This window comes from Gemmatimonadota bacterium (genome assembly GCA_026706845.1).
Lineage (GTDB): Bacteria > Latescibacterota > UBA2968 > UBA2968 > UBA2968 > VXRD01.
Genome location: JAPOXY010000016.1, coordinates 1 through 2,135 on the forward strand (window position 1 = coordinate 1; position 2,135 = coordinate 2,135).

The following is a 2,135-nucleotide window of genomic DNA, read 5'->3' on the forward strand; positions in this document are numbered from 1 at the left end:
AATAGAGAAAGGAGTTCTTTTGACAATTGCACCTCTTCTTTCACCCGATGCTTTTGAAGGTATTGAAGGCATGGCCCACCTGTGTACGGGGGGTGAGTCCCCATGGCTCAAAAGTCAGGCTGAAGTATATGCCGATTTTGCTAGATTTAAGGGTGGATCGCACAAGGGCCGCGATAAAATTTACGACAGGGGAGAACGCTGTCGCAAGCGCATGGGGCAGCTCTGGAATGTGCCGGCCAATCGCATTGCGTTTATGCCTTCTGCTGCCGAGGGCATGGGCTGGTTTTCGCGGGGGTTGGACTGGCAACCAGGCGATAATGTCGTGACCAATAATCTCGAGTTTCCCTCTGTGGCGTATGCGTGGAAGCATCTGCGATCCAGGGGTGTTGAGGTTCGTCTGGTGCCGCATAAACAGTGGCGGGTGCGCGAAGAGGATCTTCTCGCCGCTGTTGATTCCCGCACGCGCGTTCTCGCTGTCAGCCATGTGGGGTTTTATACGGGACAGTGTTTAAATTTGGCGCAACTCTCTGAGGATGCAGGGAAAAAAGGCGCGTTATTCGCCGTTGATGCCACGCATTCTTCGGGTGTTTTGCGCGTGCCAGCGCATTTGACCGATCTCACGGTGAGCAGCAGTTACAAATGGCTTTTGGCAACGCATGGTACGGCGCCTTGCTATTTGAGCGAACGCGCAGAAGAGCAGGTGGCTTCGACGTGTTTTGGCTGGCACAATCTCAAAGTGTGGCCCGAACAAACTGCCGAGCGCGATCCCGAGGTCGTCGAACAACCGATGCCGGAAAAGCTCGAACCCGGGAATCCGGCTATGCAGGTGGTTATGCACCTGGATCACGCGCTGGGCGTGATTTTAGATATTGGTCCCGAGAAGATTGAAAATCACGCGCGCGATTTGTCCGAATTGGTGTCTCAAGGGCTTGCGAAGTTGGGCTATGAGGTCATTTCGCCAAATAACCGGGAAGCGCGGTCGGGCAATACCTGCTTTGCGTGTGATGATGGTCGCGAGATGGTCAATCGCCTCGAAGAGCGCAATGTTTTTTGCTGGGGCGAGTTTGGGCGGGTGCGCGTTTCCACGCATTTGTACAATGGTAGCGATGATGTGGCGCAATTGCTCGATGCGCTGAATGAAGTAGGAAGTGTGAAGTGAAACCTGAATAGAAAGGATGTTAACCATGATGAAATTGGGTTGTATGTCTCTGAGTTACAAAGATCAGTTCACTGCTGGCGAAATCGATATGGCGGGGTTTATCGACAAGGCTTATGATCTGCGTCTGGATGGGATTGATATTCACACCCGTGCGTTTGAATCTGAAGACCCGGCGTATTTGCGGGATATTCGCATGCGCTGTCTCAGGCGCGGTCTGGTGATTTCGTATCTGGGTGTGAGCAATGATTTTGGCAGGCCCCAGGAAGAGTTGCAGGAGGTGATAGATAGTGTCAAGCACTGGGTCGATGTTGCAGAGTTTATGGGTGTGCCACTCGTGCGGATTTTTGCGGCGTGGAATCGCAATGATGAGCCTGAAGAACAGGTGTGGGATCGCATGATGCCCTGTATGCAGGAGGTCGCAGAGTACGGACAACAAAAAGGCATTGTTCTGGGCTTACACAACCACAATCACGGGTGTGTTACGCGCACGGGTAAAGATGTGCGCCGGATTCTCGAGACGGTCGATAATCCCCATTTATCCCATATTCTCGATACGGGGCAATACGTCGGGTCGCCGGGGTCGAGTGGTCAGCGCGGGACTGAAGATCCGGCATTGGATTTCTATGGGAGTATTGCAGAGACAGCCCCTCTTGCCGTGCATGTCCGCGCAAAGGTCTATCGCATCAGTACGGGAGAAGAGGTGTGGCTGAATTATCCGCGTATTTTCGAGATTTTGAATGGGGTGGATTACAATGGGTGGGTGTCGATCGTGTATGAGGGACAGGATGAAGAGGCAGAAGAGACAGCGGTTCCCAAAGCCGTGAATTATCTGCGGCAGTTCGTGCCTGGTGGGTGAGGGTGTGAATAGAGGCTATCCATAAGCCATTTCGGGGTGTTTTCCGAGAACGCGGAGGAGGCGTTCGTCGGCGCCTTCGAGGACGTAATCGGGCATGTGATAGTTGAGATAGGGCCAGAA

Annotated in this window: 2 protein-coding genes; both read left to right on the forward strand. The window is 53.2% G+C overall.

The window, feature by feature from the left end:
- Positions 1-19 precede the first annotated feature (19 nt).
- Positions 20-1,159, forward strand: coding sequence for an aminotransferase class V-fold PLP-dependent enzyme (locus OXG87_01435; GenBank protein ID MCY3868185.1), 1,140 nt, complete (start codon positions 20-22; stop codon positions 1,157-1,159).
- A 25-nt stretch (positions 1,160-1,184) separates the two neighbouring features.
- Positions 1,185-2,015, forward strand: a complete 831-nt coding sequence (locus OXG87_01440; GenBank protein MCY3868186.1) for a sugar phosphate isomerase/epimerase — start codon at positions 1,185-1,187, stop codon at positions 2,013-2,015.
- The last annotated feature ends 120 nt before the right edge of the window (positions 2,016-2,135 follow it).